Origin of the sequence: Marinisporobacter balticus, assembly GCF_004345705.1 — a bacterium.
GTDB lineage: Bacteria > Bacillota > Clostridia > Peptostreptococcales > Thermotaleaceae > Marinisporobacter > Marinisporobacter balticus.
The window spans coordinates 1-18,776 of sequence record NZ_SLWV01000023.1 but is presented as its reverse complement, the minus strand read 5'-3'; the positions used below and the strand labels follow the sequence as shown (position 1 = coordinate 18,776).

Here is an 18,776-nt window from a genome sequence, read left to right as displayed (position 1 = left end):
TATTTTACCTCCTTTTATAAAGGGAGAATTTCATCAAAGTTTTCAATAATTATTTCTTGTGATTTATCCATTTGAATCATCTCTTTTAATCGACTTAAATATTTTTTTTCTGTCCAAGTCTTTTCTCTTTTTTCATAATATTTGCCCATAATTCCTGCAAATAGATGCGGATATGTTAGTGTTGGATTTAAAACCCGCCATTGCTCTTTCTTTAAAGGATTTTTTATTTGATACCATTTTAAAATATCTTTTACTAATGCTAAATCCCATTTCTTCTTCCTTTTCATAATTTTATTTAAAATTTTTCGAATATCTCTAAGGGGTATATCAATGGTAATTGAATCTGGATCTAATACATATATTTCATCTTTATCTGTAAAAAGAAGATTTCCAGCTGTAAAGTCTTGATGACATAAACCACCAAGCTCTTCAACTTCTTTTACCCACTGATGATAATCCTCTCCGTCAAATCCTTTCATTGCATCGATCATTCTTTTATAGAAGTATGGAAATTCTCGCAATATTTCTTCTCCAAACGCTGAGTGATTTTTATTATTTCGCTCTATATCATAATATCCTTTTAGCTTATCTACTTCTTTTTTGTATTTTTCTGGCCATTTGCCTAAATGTGTTCTTACTTTACAACTTTGGGGTGGTTTAAATCCAACAGATGCTTTATGAAAATTACCCAGTTCTGCAACAATTCTTTTTATATTTTCATCTGTACTATAATCCAATGTTCTGCCATCAATCGCTTCGCTTACTATATAGGCTGTTTTATCTAATAATGCATATTTATCTCCTGTTTTGTTTTTGATAATTTTGGGCATATGCATCCCATTATTCATCAAGTGCTCCATAGCAGAGATGATAAATTTCAAAGTTGTATCTGCATAAGCTTGCTTTTTTAAAATCTTATAGCCATCTGGCGTATGCACCCACCATACACCCTTTTTCCCCTTATAAGATTCTGTTCTTATGCTATATACTTCTAGATCATATTCTTTTAATACGGTTTTTAAATCGTTCATGATAGAAGTCTCCACCATCTTTCCTCCTTACAATAATAGGAGGATTTCTCCCCCTATTTATACTATATTTCAAATTCTTCTTCTTCTTCTTCTTCTTCCTCTACAAGATCAGACCAACTTATTTTCACCGCTAGCTGCCCTTCGGGACCATCCTCGTATTTTACTTTATACTCAAGCGTTTTGTCCTTTGGTAATGCTACAACTGCTTCTTCTACTTCAAGTGTTCCTCTTACCAATCTACCAAAAGTTTCCTTTAATTGTTCATGAATTTCTTCTACATTTCCTACAAATTTTTCTCTATATCTCATTATTTATTCCTCCTTTTTTTTACTCAATACAGTATATTCATTCCTTATATAAATGTGATATCTTAATCTACGTATTCTTCATATATTCTACCTGATTTCTTAAGCCTTCTTCTATAGAAAAAGTCGGTTTAAAATCTAACCGATTTTGTATTTCTGAAATATCTGCATAAGTATCTCGAACATCTCCTTTTTGCTTTTCTATAAACTTTATGTTTGCTTTTTTTCCTATAATATTTTCTAAAATCCCTATTAAATCTATCACTTTTATAGGATGCCCACTGCCTACATTGAATGTCTCTCCCTCTAATGAAGACTTTGCCACGAGTATATTTGCACATACTATATCATCTATATACGTAAAATCTCTTCCTTGATTTCCATCTCCATAGATTGATATCGTTTCCCCTTTCAATATCTTTTGAATAAATAAACTTATAGCCATCTCTGGCCTTTGCCTTGGTCCATAAACTGTAAAATATCTCAATGAAATAACAGGAACCCCATAGTTTTCGTGGTAGAGATTACATAAATTTTCTGCTGCTAGCTTTGATACACCATATGGTGAGAATGGTTTTGGTAAATCTCCCTCCCTCATAGGGAGCTCTTTTATATTGCCATAAATAGAAGAAGAGGATGCATAAACCATTTTTTTGATAGGATGGTTCTTTACATGCTCTAAAAGGTATTGGGTTGCAAGAATATTATTTTTTGTATATACATCAAATTCATTTCCCCAACTTCCTCGAACACCAGGCTGACCGGCTTGGTGAAAAATAAAATCAATATCTTTTAAATAATCATATAGTTTTACTTCTCGTAAATCATTTTCAATAAAGAAAAAATCATCATTTCCTATACAAGCATACAGGTTTTTTACTTTTAAATTTCTATCATAATAATCTGTAAAACAATCAATCCCTATAACCTGATATCCTCGATCTAATAAATTCTCGCATAAATGAGATCCTATAAATCCTGCGCATCCTGTTACCAACGCTTTCTTTGACATGTACTCATCTCCTTAATAACAATATATTCATTGGGATATTTTGAGTGTATTAAAAGTACTCCTAAATAAGATTTGAAAATTTATCCATAATAGTAGCACATCTTAATCTACGAGGAATATTATAAGTATAGATACTTATGAATTCGAAAAAGAAAAGGAGGGTAATCATGAAGCATAAAAACAGTAAGTATGATTATAAAAGCAACATGAGAACCATTATCACAAACGCAATTTGTGGAAAAGCAACCCATACATGTCAGACTACTGTATATATAAACGCTGAAGATAATGTAGCACCTGATAAGGTTTTAGGCTGCACCATCACAAATGCGGAGATACAAGGAAGTAAATTCGAACAATTCTCCAATAATAATATTAATATTCGCATCAATGGTGAATTTGAAGTACATGTATGGTACGAAGGAAATGGAGATACAAATGTATCCAAAAGTTTTTCGAAATTCTCTGAAGTCATTCCTGTAGAAAGTTTAGAAGGAGAGAATTATTACGAAGAAAATTATTTTGATAAACGAATCCTTGCATGGATTAACAAAACCCCAGTATCTCAAGGAACGATGATTGTAAACAAATCAGGACTTCCCACTATCGCTATTCAAGTAGAATATGAGTTAGGGGTAGAGGTTATTGGTGAAGCAAGAGTAAATATTTTGTCTTATTCTATAGACCAACAAGAAAAGGAAAAAGATATCATCTTTGATTCTATACTAGATGATGATAATGAAGATGATGTAGATTAAAAATAATAGAGAGGTTAAACCTCTCTATTATTATTTTATAATTTTTTCTAATCCGCCCATATATGGTTTTAAAACTTCTGGAATAATTACTGAGCCATCTTCTTGCTGATAATTTTCAAGAATTGCTGCCAGTGTTCTCCCTACAGCTAATCCTGATCCATTTAGTGTGTGCACATATTCTACTTTTCCTTTTACTTCTGGTCTAAATCTTATATTGCTGCGTCTTGCTTGGAAATCTTCAAAGTTACTGCAAGAAGATATTTCTACATATCTACCATAACTTGGCATCCATACTTCTATATCATAAGTGATAGCTGAACTGAATCCTAAATCTCCTGTACAAAGCTTTACAACCCTATAAGGAATTTTCAATCTCTTTAATACTTCTTCTGCTGCGAATAACAGACTTTCTAGCTCTTTATATGATTCTTTAGGATTTACGAATTTTACTAATTCTACTTTATTAAATTGATGTTGTCTTATAAGACCTCTTGTATCTCTACCTGCAGACCCTGCTTCTTTTCTAAAACATGGGGTATAAGCAGTATGATAAATCGGTAACTTCTCTCCATGAATGATATCATTCATATATAAATTTGTTACAGGTACTTCTGCTGTAGGGATTAAAAAGAAATCCTTACTTGGTATATGGAACATATCCTCTTCAAATTTTGGCAGTTGTCCTGTTCCTGTCATGCTATCTCGATTCACCATAAATGGTGGTAATATTTCCGTATACCCATGCTCTGTTGTATGTAAATCTAGCATAAAGTTAATGATAGATCTTTCAAGTCGGGCACCCACCCCTCTGTAAACTGTAAATCTTGCACCTGTTATTTTTGCTCCTGCTTCAAAATCTAAAATTCCTAAATCCGTACCAATATCCCAGTGCGCTTTGTGCTCAAAATCAAATGTTGTAGGTTCGCCCCATTTTTTCACTTCTACATTATCTTCATCACTATTTCCTACTGGAACATCTTTATGTGGTGTATTTGGAATACCTAAAAGCATATTTTTCATATCTGTTTCAGTATTTTTTACATCTTCATCAAGCTCTTTAATTTTGGCTGATAACTTTTTCATCTCCTCTAATACACTTGATGCATCTTTTCCTTCTTTTTTTAATTGTGGGATCTCTTTTGATACAGTATTCTGTTTATTTTTCATCTGTTCTACTTCTTGTAGTAACCTTCTTCTTTTTTCATCTAATCCCATCACCTGATGTAATCCATAATCTCCATGTCCACGTCTTTCTACAAGTTCTTTCACTTCATCCATATTTTCTCTTACTCTTTTAATATCTAACATACCGTTTCCTCCTCTTCATTTCAAAAATAAAAAAACCCTCATCCCTAAACAGGGACGAAAGGTTATTCTTCCGCGTTGCCACCCAGATTGGCTGAAATTTTCAGTCCTCTTTTCTACGATATAACGGTCGCACCCGACAAAGCCTACTCCATATTTCAGCTTGTGACTTCAGGATGGATTCAATAACAAATTTCATCAGTTTTCACCAACCACTGACTCTCTAAAGAAATTTTATTATTTACTACTTCCTCTCATAGTCTTTCTTCATTTTTAGGATATTCTAACATATTATATATATCTTTTCAATCTTTTTATCTTTTTATTCATGATTTTTTAGATATGGAAATATAGTTATATTAAATCTATTGTTAAAATGATATTGATATGTATTTTTATTTCAATAATATGTATATTTTTTATTATTTCAGTAAATACTTGTAAACATCAAATATTTTTAAGGGGGTACAACAAATGCATGATATTGATTTATACGCACAACTAGGTGATCTAAAAGAAGTTGATTATAGAAATACCCTTGCAATTGCTACAATCCTAGAAATTCTTATTACAAAAGGTTTTATTGATAGAAGAGAATTTTCACAAATGGCACAACATCTTGATGACATGTCTATAGAAGAATTAAAACTTCTCAGAAATAGGTAGCTCTTATTTCTATCCTTTTTTCTATATATATAGCGATATTTTTAAAAAGAAATGCTTTCATTTGAAAGTCTTTCTTTTTTTGGCGGTTAAAATAATTTCCAAAGTTAGGTATTTCTTAATTTCATCATTTGTTATAAAATAGATATAGACTTTTTCAATCAAAGGAGGAAATTCATGAATATCGACATAATAGAAAAGCTTCTTATATTACCTGGGATCTTATTAGGATTTTCATTTCACGAATATGCCCATGCTCAGGTAGCTGTTTGGCTAGGAGACGACACCCCAAGACTTCAAGGTAGATTATCCTTAAGTCCGCAGAGCCATATTGATCCAGTTGGTTTTATTTTTATATTACTTGCTGGATTTGGATGGGCAAAACCTGTTCAAATCAATCCAATGAACTTTAAAAACCCAAAACGAGATGATATTCTTGTATCATTAGCAGGTCCTATTATGAACTTAACCATCGCTTTATTTTTTATTGTGCTCATGAAAATATTATCTAGTATATCTGTTTCCTTTTTACCTCAAAAGCTTTACCCAACGATTATGGATATTTTTAATTATACGGTTTGGATCAATGTGGTTTTATTTGTATTTAATCTAATCCCGATTCCACCATTAGATGGCTCCCATATCTTCTTTGGTCTCCTTGGATTAAAAGACAAACCGATCTATCATGAAATTTCTACAAAAGGAAATTTTATTCTTATTTTATTGATTATAACAGATGCTATTGATAAAATCATTGGCCCACCTATTTCGGCTGTATATACACTGTTGTTAAATCTATTCTTTTTATAAAAGGGAACCTCTTTAAGAGATTCCCTTTTATTATTTTATATTTTGGAATTGATTTAATTTTTCTAGTACTGTTTTTAATTCACCGATATATTTTCCATAGTCTGCCCATTTTCCATTTCTTTGGGCCATCTGTGCTTGATTAAATAATTGATTCGCCCTTTGAATCATTCCCTTTGCATTTATTGGCTCACTAACACCTTCTTGTGGAATGATTACTTCTGGCTTTTGTACGCCTCCAAACAAATTATCCAAAGCTTTTTCTAGCGTTTCTTCATAAGCAATTTTATCCCCATAAGCCACAACCACTCTTTTTACTTCTGGCAAACTATTTTCATTATCTGCCTTTAAATAGATTGGTTCAATATAAAGCAGTGAATTTTCAATAGGTATGGTTAAAAGATTTCCACGCATATATGTAGAACCTTTTTGCCCCCATAAGGAAAATTCCTTGGAAATGGTCGTATCTTGATCAATTTTAGATTCTATCTGCATTGGCCCATAAACATTCTTTTGCTTTGGCATCTTATATATAACGAGCTTTCCATAATTTTTGCCATCATTTCTTGCCATCAAAATGGCTGTCATATTTGGCTTATTCTTTGGTGTATATGGAATCGTAAGTAAGAATTCTTCCTTTTTTTCATCTGGTAATCTCATCACGAAATAGTTCGATTCCATTACTTGTGTTTCTCTTTCATAGATTTCATTTGCAATATCCCATAAATCTTCCTGTTGATAAAATACCTCTGTATCCGCCATATGATATACTTTATACACATTTGCTTGTATATCAAATAACGCTTGTGGATATCTTACATGATTTTTCATTCCATCAGGCATTTTATCCATGCTTGTAAATAATTGCGGGAATATTTTTTTCATGGTTTTTATAACAGGATCTTTTTCATCTGCTACATAATAAGTCGTACCTCCATTATACGCATCGATCACTACCTTTACAGAGTTTCTGATATAATTTGTACGTCCCTCTCCAAAAGGTTCTGCATAAGGATAATTACTACTAATCGTATAACCATCTAAAATCCAATATAATTTTCCTTCATCAATTACAAGATATGGATCATCATCATACTCGATAAAAGGTGCTATTTTTTGTACTCTCTCTTTTATATTTCTATAAATTAAAATTTTACTATCTTTATTGATATTACCAGAAATCAATAATTTTAAATTCCCCTCCTTTATTGCATATAAAAGTTTATTGATTCCCCCTAATTTAATTCCTGCTTTGCCTTCATACAAAGTTTCTGCATTTGAATCTCCACTTGGGTAATCAAATTCTTTTTCATCTGTATTGGTCACCACGTAGTTATTGGTTAATTCTCCAAAATAAATCTGTGGGTATTTAATTCCTATACCTTTTATATTTGATTTTGGTGGAATATCCTTTATGAATAGATCTGGCTGTCCCTGACTCGTAATTGCATTTACAGGGGATAATGCCACCCCATATCCATGTGTATATTTCAAATGCTGATTAATCCATTGTTCTTTTATTTTATCTTCATTAATCTCTCTTCCTGATAAAAAGACTTGCGTTAATTGTCCATCAATAGTATATCTGTCTATATCCACATCATGGAATTGATAATATTGTCTAATGCCTTGAATTTGATTGTAAAACTGCTTTGTAGGTCTATAGTCATTGATTCGAATATTTTTTATGGTTTCCTTATTTTTATCTAAGTCTGCTCTTGTTAAATTTCGTTCTGCTGAGAAATTCTTTTCTTCTATTTGATCTAATCCATAGGCCATCTTTGTATATTTAATATTATAATCTAAGTATTTACTTTCCTTTGAGATTTCATCTGGTGTTACAATAAAGTTTTGTACACCTAGCGCAGCAACGTTTCCTAGGATCGATACTACAATCATAATAACGGGTCCTGCAAGGGCTAATCTTAGCTTCCTAGCTTTTGCACCCATTATTAGTACAACTGCAGATACAAATGCAAATACTATCTTTGCTCGATATACCCATAGTGTTACATGAATATCTGTAAAACTTGCCCCATATGCAACGCCTCTCGTTGAATAAAGTAAATTATAAGTTTTTAACACATATCCTAATCCCAATAGAATAAAAAATATTACACCTAAAGTTGTTAGCTGCCCAAATGCAATATTTAATAATTGCTTTCCATTCTCAGCATTGAGTTTTGCTCTTCCCGTCTCTGGGTTTTCATGATTTACATCAAACAATTTAGGTCTTTTTACACTCATCATGATTAAATAAAAAACAACGGTGATAATAACCAAAAGTACAATAAAGCTAATCAATGAATAATAAACCTGTTCAATAAAAGGCAGTTGAAACATGTAAAAAGATAGATCCTTTTTAAATAGTGGATCCATAATATTAAATTTTGTTGTATTGAAAAACTTTAGTACCTCAAACCAAAGATTACTACACACGGTCACACTCGCAAGAAAAGAAACAATAGCCGAAATCCCTAAGGCTATTTGGTTGATTTTCTTTTCGCTCAATCCAACATAAGCTGTATGAATCTTTTTATTATAACTCTTTTTAATAGATCGTAGGTAAAAATAGATTAATAGTGTCAATACAACAAAAATAGGAATGCCTATTTTCAATTGCGTCATGAGCTTTGTTAAAAATACCTGTTCATACCCCAATTCCTGAAACCACTGATAATCGGTTATGAAATTAATAATTGTGGTAAAAGAAGTTAAAGCAAATAAAATTGCCATCACTCCTAAACTTACAAAAGCACCTCTAGCTTTTCTCAAATTTTTCACTCCTTCATTATCTTTATAGTACTAATATACCCATATATAAATATTTTTGTCAATAAAAAACAAACTCGACAGTATATTCTTATTTTTATTATACTGTCGAGAAAGTTATTTTTTAAATTATGAATTTAATTTCATATCTCCATATTGAATCCATCCCTTTTTTCTCATATATTCAGAAATGATAAGGGTAAGAATAGCCGGCAAAATAAAATGAAGTAGAATGATTTTTCCTATAATTAGCGTCATAGGTTCATTCGGTCCCATAACTGCAATCGTACCAAACTGTCCAACTAAACCACTTGTTCCCATCCCTGCCCCAATACTATTATTCTCCATTTTCATTATAAATGTAGCAATAGGCCCAAGTATTGCACTGGCTAGCGTTGGTGGAATCCAAATGAGAGGATTTTTTATAATATTGGGAACCTGTAGCATAGATGTTCCTAATCCTTGGGCAATCGCTCCCCCTATACCATTTTCTCTGTAGCTTGCCACAGCAAAACCAATCATTTGTGTTGCACATCCTACCACAGCAGCTCCTGCCGCTAATCCACTAAGCCCTAATGAAATAGCAAGGGCTGCACTACTTATTGGCAACGTCAAAATCATCCCCATAAGGGTTGCTACAATCATTCCCATAGGAATAGGCTGTAACTCCGTGGCTCTATTAATGACGCCTCCTAAAGATTTCATAACTGATGCCATAACAGGTCCTATAAAAACGCCTGCTAATCCACCAATGATAATGGTTCCAAGGGGAATGAGCACAATATCTACTTTTGTTTTTCCTGCAATTAATTTTGAAAACTCAGCCCCTATGACGCCCGCAACGAAAGCCCCTACTGGCTCACCTATTTTTATAATAAAAGCACCCGCTTCGCCAGAAGCAATCGTTCCAGCACCAATGGCTCCTGTAACAATAGAAGCAAAAATCCCTAAAGGCGGCGCGCCTACACTAAATGCTACCCCAGCACCAATGGCAGGTCCCATTAAGAATTGTGCAACTTTACCAAACTTTATTAAAGCTTCTATTCCTGTATAATCTCCAATTTGTTTGATAATCAGTCCTATGATCAGAGAAGAAAATAATCCTAAAGCCATACCATTTAACGCTTTTGTACTATATTCTCTGAATGAAAATTTTTCTTTTTTCATTTGGTTCTCCTCTTTATTTTATAATGTAGTATAAATAGTTTTGTATATTTATTAAATAATCATCAAGCTAATATCCATCGCCTTCACAGAATGGGTTAATTCACCTACAGAAATTACATCCACGCCTATTTCAGCCATCCCCTTTATTCTTTCAATGGTAACATTTCCAGAAGCCTCAAGAATTGCTCTTCTATTTGTAATTGCAACTGCTTTTTTCATGGTTTCTATATCCATATTGTCTAACATAATAATATCTGCATTTGCATTGATTGCCTCTTCTAACTCTTTTAAATTTGTTACTTCTACTTCTATTTTTGTGGTGTGAGCAATATTCTTCCTTACCCGATCCACAGCTTTTTCTATACTTCCTACTGCCTTTATATGATTATCCTTAATCATTACAGCATCCGATAGATTGAACCGATGATTAAAACAACCACCTACACGAACTGCATATTTTTCTAGCATTCTAAGTCCCGGTGTTGTCTTTCTAGTATCTACGATCTTTGTATTATACCCATTTATTCGATCTGCATATGCACTTGCCTTTGATGCAATCCCTGACATTCTCTGTATGATGTTTAAAGCTAATCTTTCACCTTTTAAAATATTTTTTGTACTCCCTTTAATAATAGCAATTTGTTCTCCTTTTTTTACATGCTCTCCATCTTCTTTTATAAATTGAAAGGCTATTTTATTATCCAATAGTCTAAATACTATCTCAGCAATGGGCAGTCCTGCAATTACCCCTTCTTCTTTTGCAATCATAAAAGCCTCTGAAATACTGTGTTCATCTATTAATATATCCGTAGTAGTATCCCCATAGTTCATATCTTCTATCAAAGCATTTTTTATTATTTTCTCCGCTAAAAATTTATTATACACCCTTGCCCCTCCGTATCTACTCTATAGTGTGCCCCAAGACTCTCTTTCCTTTTCAAAGCAGCTTTTATAATAAGGATTGCAACTGTACATATATTGACGCATTCATAGTATTTTACACTTTTCCCATTTCCTAATAAAGCACTACGTATTTTCTCTACTTCTTTTAATGCATATCCTAGTCCCTTTTGGCTTCGCATAATAGATACATGTTCATCCATAATGTTTTGAATGTTTTCTCTCATTTTATCTAATACAAAGTCATTGATCCCTTTATATTGAACACTTGAAATCATAGGTAATGGTTTTATTTCTATATTTAAAATATATTTATTTAAAGATGCAACGACTCTATTGCCAAAGACCAATCCTTCTAATAAAGAGTTACTTGCAAGCCTGTTTGCTCCATGAACCCCTGTGCAAGCGCATTCTCCACATGCATACAATCCCTCTATAGTTGTTTTTCCATCTACATCTGTATAGATTCCCCCCATACTATAATGTTGAACGGGAGATACAGGAATATATTCCTTTGTCATATCGATTCGTTCTTCTATACACCTTTTATATATGGTAGGGAATCTATTTTTAATAAAATCAGGGTTTTTGTGGGTAATATCTAGGTATACATATGGTTTCCCTAATTTTATCTTTTCTGTAAAAATACTTCTTGCCACAATATCCCTTGGTGCTAGATCAGCTTTTTTATGATATTTTTTCATAAAAGCCTCACCCTTTGTATTCCTTAAAATAGCACCTTCTCCTCTTACGGCTTCAGATATTAAAAACTTTTGTCCATTTTCTTTATCATACATGGCAGTAGGATGAAATTGTATAAACTCCATATCTAAAATTTTAGCGCCTGCTCTATAGGCCATAGCAATACCATCTCCTGTAGTCACTGCTGGATTTGTGGTATTTCTATAGATTTGTCCAACGCCGCCTGTTGCTAAAACAACAACCTTACTTCTATAAATGATCTTTTCTTCCTTCTCATTTACTGCCAAAACGCCACAAACTGTATTTTTATTTGTTAATAAATCTATCCCCAAAACATTTTCGCAAACCACAATATTTCCTCTATCTTTGATTTCTTCGGCTAAAGACCTGATGACTTCTCTTCCTGTAGCATCTTTTGCATGCAGAATCCTTCTCTTGCTATGTCCACCTTCTCTTGTCACCCTTAGGTTTCCTGCTTCATCTCTATCAAAGTTTGTGCCATAAGTTAATAGCTTTTTAATATTTTTAGGTGCTTCTTCAATTAAAACCTTTGTGGTATCTTTTCTATTATAAAAAGCTCCTGCTCTTAGTGTATCTTCATAGTGTGATATGCAATCATCTTTTGGATCTACACATGCAGCGATGCCACCTTGCGCTAAATTACTGTTATTGTCTTCAAGTTTTCCTTTAGAGAGCACCATTACTTTGTATCTAGGATCAACATTTAGCGCAGTAAATAATCCTGCAATACCAGTCCCTAAAACAATCACATCACAAATTTCTTGACTTATATTTTTTTCATGAAAACCACTAATATATCTGGGTTTCATCTTTTTTCATCTCCTTAACTAAGTTCAAGCATTCTTGTAAGCGAATGCAGCGCTTTATTTCTTATTTCTTCTTCTACTTTTATTTCATATTGTTCAAATACTAAAGCTTTATAAATATTTTCTAGGGTTGTTTTTTTCATATTGTAGCAGGTCAATCCAGGCGATAATAAATAGAATTTTTTATCTGGATTTTCTTTACGCAATTTATGCAATACGCCCATTTCTGTACCAATAATAAATGTTTTATTTTCTGATCGATTTGCATAATCAATAATCTCAGATGTGCTTCCTACAAAGTCAGCCTTTGAAACGACTGCTTCATTACATTCTGGATGTACCAGCACCAATGCATCTGGATGCTTTTTCTTTGCAACATTTACTTCTATACTTTTCACTCTATGATGGGTAATGCAAAATCCTTCCCAAAGAATGATTTCCTTCTCTGGTATTTGCTTTTGAATATAACTTCCTAAATTTTGATCAGGTACAAATAATAGCTTGTCTTCTTTCATACTTTTTACAATCTTTACTGCATTCGAAGATGTACAGCAAATATCACTTTCTGCTTTTACCTCAGCTGAAGAATTTACATAGCAAACAATTGGAATGTCTGGGTATTCTTGTTTAAATATTTTAAGTTTATCCCCATCTACCATATCTGCCATAGGGCATCCTGCGTCATATGCAGGTAATAATACTTTTTTATGCGGAGATAAAATTTTTGCACTCTCTGCCATAAAATGAACACCCGAAAATACAATGATATCTGCATCTGTTTTTGTAGCTTCTTGACTTAGCTTTAGGGAATCTCCCACAATATCAGCTATCTCTTGAATTTCAGGTATCTGATAATTATGTGCTAGAATTACTGCGTTCTTTTCTTTTTTTAACCGCTCAATTTCCTGTATCATTTCATTTTCATTCATATTTTCAAACCCTTTCTTAGGATATATGTTTTTACACCTGTCTTGTCACCTGTTATTAAAAATATAACAAATCTTTCGCATTTTTTCAATCCCCTAGATTTGTAAATTTTATTATTTATACGAATTAAAAGAATTATTCTCCTTTTAACAAATATCCTTTTTCTTTTAGTAATGCTATTATTTTGTGATATGCACGATCATTTGGAACTTCTATTGTATGGATATGTTCTCCCCCTGTTAATGAAGCTAATGGTGCTGCTTGATTCTTTTTCACTTTTCCTATAAAATCTTCTATATCCATTCGAGAACCAATCATCAATGTGCTTCTAATATCGCCGTATATAGGATGTTCTATAATTACATCTAATACCTTTGCGCCCATATCCACCATTATTTTTAATTCTTCTTCCATATGAATATAGCCTTCATGTCTACATACAATAGTCTTTATATTTTTCTTTTTCCCATCGAACTTTGGAATCATATATCCATTTGAAGTGGCCAATATGTTTTCCCCTTGTGCACGCATGACAGCAATATCTTGCACAATAACTTGTCTACTCACATTAAATTTTTTTGCTAATTCTGCACCTGTTGTAGTTTTTTCTTTATTCCTAAATATTTTTATGATTTCTTTTCTTCTTTCTTCTGTTGACATGGTATCTTCCTTTCTATTCTCTTTCTTTATTTCAATATTATACCATAGTTTAATTGTAAAAATAGATCGTTATGTTTTAGTTTTTTTTAAACAAAAAACCTAAGGATTATTATATCCTTAGGTTTTTGTTTAACTTAATTTGAATACCTTTACTGTTTGCTCAAGTTCTTGTACCATTTCCTCTAATTCTTCTGAAAGCGCGCTTAATTGTTCCATAGAGGCCGTTTGTTCCTCCGTAGAAGCATATACCTGTTGAGAAGCTGCTGCTGTTTCTTCTGATACAGCGGATACATTGGCTATTACGGATATGACTTTTTCTCTACTTATTGATACATTTTCTACACCATAGGAAATATCTTTTATTTTGTTAATAATATCTTTTACAGCAATCGTCATATTCTTAAAAGTTTCTTGTACATGTTTGATTGATTCATTCTGTTCTTTTGCAACTGATTCAGAAGTTTTCATTTTCTCTTGTGCTAATCTTACATCTTCTTGAATATTGGATATAATGTCCTTTACATGATTCGTAGCATCATTTGTACTCTCAGCAAGCTTTCGAACTTCTTCTGCAACTACTGCAAAGCCTTTCCCTACATCTCCTGCTCTTGCTGCTTCAATTGATGCATTTAAAGCTAATAAATTCGTCTGCTCAGAAATGTTCATAATTGTTGCTACAATAAGATTAATCGCTTCTGTTTTTTTACTTAACGCAATCACTACTTCTACCACTTGCTTTGAAGATTTATTACTTTGTTCCGTCTTATCTTCTAAGATTTTCATAACCTTTAACCCTTTATCATTCTCATGATAGACTGCATCTGCATATTTTTGGCTTTCCTTTATTTGGTCTGCCATTTTCTCGATTTGTTCTGAAAGGTCTGTCGTAGCAACAACACCTAATTCTGCATCTTTCGCTTGTTCATTTGCACCATTTGCTACTTCCCCTATACTTCTTGCCACTTCTTCAATGGCTATTGATGATTGTTCTGTAGTATTCGCAAGAAGTTTTGAAGATTTTTCTACGGATTTAGATACATTTTCTATTCTCTCCATAAGGTTTTTCATTCCATTTATCATTTTATTAAAGCTTTCACCTAGTTTCCCTATTTCATTCTTAGCTTTCACATTAGCACTTACAGTTAAATCCCCATTTGCAGCCTCTTCCATAAGTTTCATCATATGAATAATAGGCTTTGTTATTTTACTAGAAACAGTATATGCAACGAATGCTGCTAACAATATTAAAATTATCCCTATAAATATATTTCTTTTATAAACAGCTGTAACAAAGTTCATTGCTTTTTCTTTTTTCTGAACCGTAATAACAGCCCAAGGATCAGAATCTCCTGGTAGATCAATTGGTTTATATGCACTGATAACCTTTTCTCCATTATTATCAATATATTCTGCTATTCCTGTTTCTCCATTTAAAACTTTTTTTGTTATTTCTTTTAGTTCTTCTGGTATCTTGATGTCTTGATCTTCTTTTTTCTGATTTCCCTTTTCATCTAATAGCGCATTTCCATTACCATCTTTTAATACAACTGTTTTATTAAATTTTTTATAATTATAAAGTTCTGATACTTGTTCTTTATTTGGATGCGCAATCACAACCCCTTCACCATCTAGCACGTATGCATATTGATGTTCCACAATACTAGATTTTTCTATTATTGTTTGAAGATAGTCTAATTTCAAATCTGATCCCATGATTCCCTTTAGCTGACCATTATCAGATATCGGTACAAATATAGAAGTAACTGGAACCGTTCCATTTCCTGATATGGTAGGATAGGATTTACTTATAAATGTTTTTTTATCATTCATAAATTTTTGAAACCACCATCTATTGGATCGATCTCCTAATTTACCCTTTGATCTTGCAGTCTGCATGCCGTCAATGCCTTGTATATATAATAAGTCAAAATAAGGATTTCTTTCAATGCTACCCACTAATACTTCTCTTTGTTTTTCGGAGATAAACCCTTTTACATCGTTATTGTAAGAAATTTCTTCTGTTATTGCATAGGCTTTATCAATAAAAGCGGCCACATTACCAGATATAGAATTTGCAAGAATCGTGTTATTATTTTCCATTTCTATTTGATAATCTTTTACAATAAAATAATATCCCATCATATTTGATGCAATAAAAGGAATGATTACAAGTAATATCATGATACCTATCAACTGATGTTTTAGTTTTTTCATACGTCTCTCTCCTAAATAGTATTTTATACACTCTTCTATATTTCAATATTATTCTCTTTTTTCCTTTTTATTTTTTATATGATCATTTTAAATTTATTTTATTACGTTTATCTTTTTTAACCTGCTATCGTGCGACCCAATAATATTGATTCCCATTGCTTTTAAATATTTTATATATACAATCATTTCTTCAGTAATTTCTTCTCCTGGGCATAAAATAGGCATCCCGGGAGGATAAGGAACAATGTATTCTCCACTTATTTTTCCAGCACTTTTTTCAAAATCTATCTCTATCTTTTTTCTAAAAACAGCTTCTCTTGGTGTGATATTCATTTTAGGAGTAGTATATAAAAACGGTGGCATGGCTATTTTTTTATAAGATTTTTTATTTTCTCTTTGTATATCTTTTAACGCTATTAATAGCTTTTTAAAATCATTCCCAGCATTTCCAATGGTACATACCGCTACAATATTGTTTATATCACTCATCTCCATCTGTATATGATGGTTTTTTCTTAATAATTCTTCTAATTGTATACCACGAATCCCTAAATCTGTCATATCTATTACAAGTCTTGTTTTGTCCATATCATGAACGCCGTATTTTCCTATAAATCTTTTATTTATAATTTTTACTCCTTCTATATAGGATATCTTTTCATGGAAATCATCTATATGTTCTAAAAGGTTCTTCATAAGCTGCTTTCCATCCTTTTGTGCGATCGCTCTTGCCTCATCTAATGATGCCATTAATAAATATGAAGGACTACTGCTTTGATGCATCGTCAGCATGAATCTTAACCGATCTATATCTACTCTATTTCCATTCATATGAAGCATAGAACTTTGCGTAAAGCTAGATAATGTCTTATGCGTACTCTGAATAACTATATCTGCTCCTGCTTCTATGGATGTTATAGGTAAATCTTCACTTAAAATAAAATGAGACCCATGTGCTTCATCTATAATGAGTATCTTTTCATATTTATGTACAATATTAGCGATTTTTTCAACATCTGAGCAGATCCCATAATAATTAGGATAAGTAAGCACTACCGCTTTTGCGTCGGGATTTTTAAGAATAGCTTCTTCTACACTTTCTGGTTTTAACCCCATAGGAATATTGTTTTTCATACTCACTTCGGGGGTAATATATACAGGAATTAAACCTCCAAGGATCAATCCATTCATAATAGATTTGTGGCAATCCCTTTGTACAATAATTTTTTCATTAGGGTTTGCTACTGCCATAAGCGCAGAAATATTTCCTGCTGTGGTTCCATTTATAAGAAAAAATGTATGCTCTACTTTGAAAAATTTTGCTGCTCTATCCTGCGCATTTTTAATCATTCCTACAGGCGCATGCAAATTATCTGTTCCTTGAATTTCCGTTACATCAAAACATAATAGTTCATTATTTAAATAATGATTCTTATATTTTTTATAAATATTTCCATTTTTATGTCCTGGAACATGAAAGGATACTATGTGATCTTGTGAAAGCTTTGTAAGTTTTTTAAAAATGATAGAATCATTCATAGTTAAAACCTCCATTTTTAATTTTTTGTTACTCAAGCAAAAAAAAGACTACTATAAAGTAGTCTTAGCTTTCTATATTCTTTTCTACATTTTTTTTTGAATTCTCTACATGCTTTGTAAGTGCCTTCTGAGCTGCCACATTATCCTTATTTAGAAAAGCCTCTAGAATCACTTCATGTTCTTTAAGTGATTCATTTATTCTTCCTTCAACATTCAACGATCTTTTTCTTGTTTTTTTCATGTAATATTGAAAGTCCTTAAGTACTTGTTCAAGATACCTACTCTTTGTTGCTTTATAGATAGTTTCATGGAATTTAGTATTTAATTCTGCAAATTTTTCAAGATCCTTTTTAAATGTATAAAACTCCATCAATTCGTAAGCTTCTTTCAATTCATTTAATTCTTCTTCTGTAATTCTTTCTACGGCCCATCTAGCAGCAATTCCTTCTATTGCTTCTCTTATAGCATATATATCTTCAATATCTTGTTTAGATATTCCTAATACAATGACGCCTCTGTTTGGTTTATTCTCTACAATACCATCTAATTCAAGTTGTTTAAGGGCTTCTCTTACTGGTGTACGACTTACACCAAGTTCTTCTGCTAATTTTGCTTCTCCTAGCTTTTCACCTTCAGCATATTTATCATTTAATATATCTTCTCTTAGTATATTGAATATCTTGGATGTTAAGGACAAACCTGTATTATCTTCATTCAATATGTCCCTGGTCATAAAATCCTCCACACTTCACATGAATTTTACCTAACATTTGTCATATTTCGACACCATTGGTAATGTACTTCCTATAAGAATATATTAATACAAATATACGATAATGTCAATGTATACAAGTATTTTCAAGCATTTGATTTTTTTTTCATGCCACCTTGCACGTTTAATTTATTACGCCTTACATCATTGTATTATTATTTAATTTGTATTATTATTTCTCTTTCTCAAAAATAAATTCTGCAAGTTTCCATTCAGCACCATTCACTTTCAGCCTATGGTATTTCAATTTTAATCCTATATATTATATATATGTATTTAATTTCACGTTAAATTTCAAATTTTTTAAAATCTATCATTTCAAAAAAACAAAATAATAAGGATATACATTTTTGCGTATATCCTTTTATTCTTCCTTACATATTTCTTGTAGCAACAAGATCCACCCCTGTATTTA

The 18,776-nt window shown here is 32.0% G+C and carries 16 protein-coding genes and 1 other annotated feature; of the genes, 3 read left to right on the top strand and 13 right to left on the bottom strand.

All coding sequences use genetic code 11. The annotated features are described in order from the left end of the window. Nucleotides 1-14 precede the first annotated feature (14 nt). The 3 genes from EV214_RS13785 to EV214_RS13775 form a co-directional block, all read right to left on the bottom strand. Nucleotides 15-1,046, bottom strand: a complete 1,032-nt coding sequence (locus EV214_RS13785) for a CotS family spore coat protein (RefSeq protein ID WP_165916376.1) — start codon at nt 1,044-1,046, stop codon at nt 15-17. A gap of 47 nt (nt 1,047-1,093) precedes the next feature. Next, nucleotides 1,094-1,339, bottom strand: a complete 246-nt coding sequence (locus EV214_RS13780) for a transcription initiation factor IIE (RefSeq protein ID WP_132246767.1) — start codon at nt 1,337-1,339, stop codon at nt 1,094-1,096. Between the two features lie 67 nt (nt 1,340-1,406). Next, nucleotides 1,407-2,348: an NAD-dependent epimerase/dehydratase family protein gene (locus tag EV214_RS13775; RefSeq protein ID WP_132246765.1), complete on the bottom strand. Its 942-nt coding sequence runs from the start codon at nt 2,346-2,348 to the stop codon at nt 1,407-1,409. 167 nt (nt 2,349-2,515) lie between these two features. On the opposite strand from EV214_RS13775, the gene cotE reads away from it, so the two are divergent. Beyond that, nucleotides 2,516-3,106: an outer spore coat protein CotE gene (gene cotE, locus EV214_RS13770; protein ID WP_165916375.1), complete on the top strand. Its 591-nt coding sequence runs from the start codon at nt 2,516-2,518 to the stop codon at nt 3,104-3,106. 30 nt (nt 3,107-3,136) lie between these two features. Here cotE and serS read toward each other — a convergent pair whose 3' ends face one another. Then, nucleotides 3,137-4,414 (bottom strand): serine--tRNA ligase, encoded by a 1,278-nt coding sequence (gene serS, locus EV214_RS13765; RefSeq protein WP_132246761.1) that lies wholly within the window; start codon nt 4,412-4,414, stop codon nt 3,137-3,139. A 47-nt stretch (nt 4,415-4,461) separates the two neighbouring features. Then, nucleotides 4,462-4,678: a binding site (T-box leader), on the bottom strand. A gap of 207 nt (nt 4,679-4,885) precedes the next feature. Between serS and EV214_RS13760 the strand changes: the two genes are divergently transcribed. Beyond that, nucleotides 4,886-5,077, top strand: coding sequence for a hypothetical protein (locus EV214_RS13760; protein ID WP_132246759.1), 192 nt, complete (start codon nt 4,886-4,888; stop codon nt 5,075-5,077). 174 nt (nt 5,078-5,251) lie between these two features. Then, nucleotides 5,252-5,884, top strand: a complete 633-nt coding sequence (locus EV214_RS13755) for a site-2 protease family protein (protein ID WP_132246757.1) — start codon at nt 5,252-5,254, stop codon at nt 5,882-5,884. A 30-nt stretch (nt 5,885-5,914) separates the two neighbouring features. Here the strand turns inward: EV214_RS13755 and EV214_RS13750 are convergent, their stop codons facing one another. From EV214_RS13750 to EV214_RS13710, 9 genes are all read right to left on the bottom strand, one after another. Next, entirely contained in the window at nt 5,915-8,665 is a 2,751-nt protein-coding gene (locus EV214_RS13750) for a UPF0182 family membrane protein (protein WP_408631311.1), read from the bottom strand. A 117-nt stretch (nt 8,666-8,782) separates the two neighbouring features. Next, nucleotides 8,783-9,820, bottom strand: coding sequence for a PTS transporter subunit IIC (locus EV214_RS13745; protein ID WP_132246755.1), 1,038 nt, complete (start codon nt 9,818-9,820; stop codon nt 8,783-8,785). Nucleotides 9,821-9,871: 51 nt separating this feature from the next. Then, on the bottom strand, nt 9,872-10,705 hold the full coding sequence (gene nadC, locus EV214_RS13740) for a carboxylating nicotinate-nucleotide diphosphorylase (protein ID WP_132246753.1): 834 nt from the start codon (nt 10,703-10,705) through the stop codon (nt 9,872-9,874). Beyond that, nucleotides 10,687-12,252, bottom strand: coding sequence for an L-aspartate oxidase (nadB, locus tag EV214_RS13735; RefSeq protein ID WP_132246751.1), 1,566 nt, complete (start codon nt 12,250-12,252; stop codon nt 10,687-10,689). The genes nadC and nadB overlap by 19 nt, the downstream gene beginning before the upstream one ends. A gap of 14 nt (nt 12,253-12,266) precedes the next feature. Then, nucleotides 12,267-13,178, bottom strand: a complete 912-nt coding sequence (nadA, locus tag EV214_RS13730) for a quinolinate synthase NadA (RefSeq protein ID WP_132246749.1) — start codon at nt 13,176-13,178, stop codon at nt 12,267-12,269. Between the two features lie 133 nt (nt 13,179-13,311). Continuing rightward, nucleotides 13,312-13,836, bottom strand: a complete 525-nt coding sequence (locus EV214_RS13725) for a transcription repressor NadR (protein WP_132246747.1) — start codon at nt 13,834-13,836, stop codon at nt 13,312-13,314. 129 nt (nt 13,837-13,965) lie between these two features. Beyond that, nucleotides 13,966-16,050, bottom strand: coding sequence for a methyl-accepting chemotaxis protein (locus EV214_RS13720; protein WP_132246745.1), 2,085 nt, complete (start codon nt 16,048-16,050; stop codon nt 13,966-13,968). A gap of 93 nt (nt 16,051-16,143) precedes the next feature. Continuing rightward, on the bottom strand, nt 16,144-17,589 hold the full coding sequence (locus tag EV214_RS13715; protein WP_132246743.1) for an aminotransferase class I/II-fold pyridoxal phosphate-dependent enzyme: 1,446 nt from the start codon (nt 17,587-17,589) through the stop codon (nt 16,144-16,146). Nucleotides 17,590-17,653: 64 nt separating this feature from the next. Further along, on the bottom strand, nt 17,654-18,322 hold the full coding sequence (locus EV214_RS13710; protein ID WP_132246741.1) for a GntR family transcriptional regulator: 669 nt from the start codon (nt 18,320-18,322) through the stop codon (nt 17,654-17,656). Nucleotides 18,323-18,776 lie beyond the last annotated feature (454 nt).